Source organism: Persicitalea sp. (assembly GCF_041751555.1).
GTDB lineage: Bacteria > Bacteroidota > Bacteroidia > Cytophagales > Spirosomataceae > Persicitalea.
Window position 1 is genome coordinate 1 of the sequence record NZ_JBGSXF010000242.1, and the last position, 3,534, is coordinate 3,534.

General features: G+C 52.2%; 4 protein-coding genes. 2 read left to right on the forward strand and 2 right to left on the reverse strand.

Going from position 1 to position 3,534, the window contains the following annotated elements; translation table 11 throughout:
* Positions 1-187: 187 nt before the first annotated feature.
* Positions 188-1,262, reverse strand: a protein-coding gene (gene prfB, locus ACEW8P_RS08660; protein ID WP_373512688.1) for a peptide chain release factor 2 whose coding sequence is annotated in 2 segments (ribosomal slippage) — positions 188-1,201 and positions 1,203-1,262 — 1,074 coding nt in all. Because the reading frame shifts where the segments join, the coding sequence is not laid out codon by codon here.
* A 64-nt stretch (positions 1,263-1,326) separates the two neighbouring features.
* Positions 1,327-1,575 carry a hypothetical protein gene (locus ACEW8P_RS08665; protein ID WP_373512689.1) on the reverse strand — a complete coding sequence of 83 codons (249 nt, stop codon included), beginning with the start codon at positions 1,573-1,575 and terminating at the stop codon, positions 1,327-1,329.
* 232 nt (positions 1,576-1,807) lie between these two features.
* Here ACEW8P_RS08665 and lpdA point away from each other — a divergent pair, with 232 nt between their 5' ends.
* Together lpdA and ACEW8P_RS08675 are read left to right on the forward strand one after the other, a co-directional pair.
* Positions 1,808-3,205 (forward strand): dihydrolipoyl dehydrogenase, encoded by a 1,398-nt coding sequence (gene lpdA / locus ACEW8P_RS08670; RefSeq protein ID WP_373512690.1) that lies wholly within the window; start codon positions 1,808-1,810, stop codon positions 3,203-3,205.
* A gap of 135 nt (positions 3,206-3,340) precedes the next feature.
* A partial coding sequence (locus tag ACEW8P_RS08675; protein ID WP_373512691.1) for a hypothetical protein occupies positions 3,341-3,534 on the forward strand: 194 nt, incomplete at its 3' end.

Genomic DNA, 3,534 nt, shown 5'->3' on the forward strand with positions numbered 1-3,534 from the left:
CCGAGAATATCGTAGTGCAAATTCACCAACAGTAGCCCTTTGGGTGAAGGGTCAAACGGTTAAAAGGTCAAGGATTCGTAGAGTTCGCTTTTAATAAACAAAGCTGACATCACCTGAAAGTTTCAGAACGCCATTTAACAGCACTGGCCGCCCCACATTCAACCTTTGACCGTTCAACCCAAAAAATCTAGTTTTCCATGAGGTAAGCCTTGATGAAATCGTTGAGGTCGCCGTCCAGCACGGCGTCGGTATTCGAGGTTTGGTAGTCGGTGCGGTGGTCCTTCACTCGGCGGTCGTCGAGGACGTAGCTGCGAATTTGGGACCCCCATTCGATCTTGCGCTTCGAGGCCTCCACTTCGGCGCGGGCCTCGTTGCGCTTTTCCAGTTCGATCTGGTAGAGCCGTGATTTCAAGAGTCGCGTCGCCACCTCCTTATTCATCAACTGCGAGCGTTCCTGCTGACAGGCGATGACGATGCCCGAAGGCTTGTGGTGCAGTCGCACGGCAGTTTCTACCTTATTGACGTTCTGGCCACCCGCGCCGCCGGAGCGGTAAGTGTCCCAAGTGATGTCGGCTGGGTTGACGTCAATTTCGATGTCGTCATCGGCCAGCGGATAGACGTACACCGAGGTGAACGACGTATGCCGCCGGGCGTTGGAGTCGAAGGGTGAAATGCGTACCAAACGGTGGACGCCGTTCTCGGATTTGAGATTACCGTAGGCGTACTCACCTTCGATTTCCAGCGTCACGGACTTCACGCCCGCTACCTCACCATCCTGCAAATCGACTTCGCGCACCTTATAGCCGTTTTTCTCGGCCCACATGATGTACATCCGCATCAGCATCGACGCCCAATCCTGTGACTCGGTGCCGCCCGCCCCGGCGTTGATCTCGATCACGGCGGGCAGGTCGTCGCCTTCCTCGCCCAGCATCTTACGATGCTCGATCTCTTCCAGTTTTTCGGTCAACTTCGCGCCTTCGGCGTCCACGTCTTCTTCGGTAGCTTCGTCGGCTTCATAAAACTCCCAGATCACATCCAGATCGTCACGCCGCCGGGCGAGTTCCTCGTAGCCGCCAGTCCAGAATTTCAGCCCCCGAATCTCCTTCATCACCTTTTCGGCGCGGGTTGAGTCGGACCAGAATTCCGGTTGAGCGGTTTGTAGTTCTAATTGTTCGAGTTGGTTTTTACGATGACCGTAGTCAAAGATACCGCCCCAAGGCCTCTACGCGGCCTTTCAGTTCTTTCAACTGATCCTGAGTCATTTATTAATTGTGAATTAGTGAATTTGGAATGAGCAGCTCTCCACCTGGTGAATCGAGAGTCGATTCAGGGAAGTTTCTCCCGCAAGTACTGCATGATCGTTTCCTGACCGACTTTCAGTTCTTCGTACTGTTGTTGGGTCGATACAGTAAGCTTAGCTAATGCCTCGGCTGTTTTCGTAATGTTGCTTTCCATGCCAGGTATCTTGGAGACCTCGCCAATAATCTGACTTTGGCCTTCAATCAGACGATCTATCTTTTGTAAGCTGTCAGCCAGTAGAGGCTCTAACTGATCGAATCTCTCGTTCGGTGTCATACTGTTGCTGTTTTCTATCCGCCTTGGTACTTTTAGCTTTAATCTTGATGTCTTTGGTTTTGACCAACTAATCCTTCGCTAAACAAAAGTTTGTCCAAACCGATGACATTGACGGCAAATATAGCGATTTTACCTTGAAACTGGTAGGCGAGGGCCTTCGGCTTTGCGGCAAAAAAGGCTTATATTTGCGACGTTTTTTTAGCAAAACCTTATACCCCAAACTAACTCAAAAATGGCTCAAACATATGACGTTATTGTGTTGGGCAGCGGTCCCGGCGGTTATCCGGCGGCGATTCGTGCCTCGCAATTAGGATTGAAAGTGGCAATTGTGGAAAAAGAAAGCCTGGGCGGTATTTGCCTCAACTGGGGCTGCATCCCCACGAAGGCCCTCTTGAAAAGTGCTCAGGTTTTCGAATACATCAAGCACGCCAAAGACTACGGTATCAACGTCGGCGATCACTCTGCCGATTTCGGGGCCGTGATTCAGCGCAGCCGGGGTGTCGCCAACGGCATGAGCAAGGGCGTGGCTTTTTTGATGAAGAAAAATAAGATCGATGTCATCATGGGCGTCGGCAAGGTTATTCCCGGCAAAAAGGTGGAAGTGACTGACAAGGACGGCAAGAAAGCCGAGTACGCCGCCAGCAAGGGCGTTATCATCGCTACGGGCGGCCGGGCCCGCGAACTACCCAATATCCCGATCGACGGCAAGAAAATCATCGAGTATCGCAAGGCCATGAGCCTCGAAAAGCAGCCCGAAAGTATGCTCGTGATCGGCTCTGGGGCTATTGGCGTGGAGTTTGCTTACGTGTACGCCAGTATGGGTACCAAAGTGACGATCGTAGAATTCCTACCGACTATGGTTCCCGTGGAAGACGAGGATGTATCCAAGGAACTGACGAAGCAGTATAAGAAAATGGGCGTCGATATCTACACCAATTCCTCAGTAGAGAAAGTAGATACCAGCGGCAAGCTGTGTAAGGTTTCCGTCAAAACGCCTGATGGACCAAAAACCTTTGAAGCGGAGGTAGTTTTATCGGCGGCAGGCGTCGTGGCTAACCTCGAAAACATTGGCCTGGAAGAAATGAAGATCGAAACCGAGCGCGGTAAGATCAAGGTCAGCGAGTGGTATGAAACCAATGTGCCAGGCTACTACGCTATCGGCGACTGCACGCCTGGTCCGGCGCTGGCGCACGTGGCGACGGCGGAAGGCATCATTTGCGCGGAGAAAATCGCCGGTCACAAGACCGAAGCTCTCGACTACAACAACATCCCCGGTTGCACCTACTGCCAGCCCGAAATCGCGTCGGTCGGTCTGACCGAGAAGCGCGTCAAAGAGGAAGGCTACGACATCAAAGTCGGTAAGTTTCCGTTCATGGCCTCCGGCAAGGCATCAGCGGCGGGTGTGAAGGAAGGTTTTGTAAAGGTAATTTTCGACGCCAAGTACGGCGAGTGGCTGGGTGCCCACATGATCGGCGCAAACGTCACCGAAATGATCGCCGAGGTAGTTGTGGCCCGCAAACTCGAAACTACCTCGCACGAAATCCTACGCTCGATCCACCCACACCCCACGATGTCGGAAGCCGTGAAAGGCGCGACAGAAGCGGCGTACGGAGAGGCGATCGACCTCTAATAATCCAAGCTATTTTGCTGAAAAATCCCCTCCCGGACAATTTCGGGAAGGGATTTTTTCTAACATTACCTTAACGGGAAAACTCACGACTGGCTCAACACTATTCATTGGAAAACTTCTAAAACTCAACGCAACATGATTGTTTACGAAACCAACAAACATTTCCTGGGCGACATCGCTCACCTCACCCGTAGCTGGACGATGCGCAAAATGGTGCGCAGCACGGCGGGCGTCGCCATTTTTACCGCTGTTTTTTGCATTGCGGTTTTAGAATTCAACCTGCAGATCCACGCGCCATCGAGCATTTTCTCGCTACTGGGTATCGTGCT

Excerpts from the sequence above, each read along its gene's own strand:
- ACEW8P_RS08665 (WP_373512689.1), bottom strand. The coding sequence starts at position 1,575 with ATGACACCGAACGAGAGATTCGATCAGTTAGAGCCTCTACTGGCTGAC.
- lpdA (WP_373512690.1), top strand. The coding sequence starts at position 1,808 with ATGGCTCAAACATATGACGTTATTGTGTTGGGCAGCGGTCCCGGCGGT.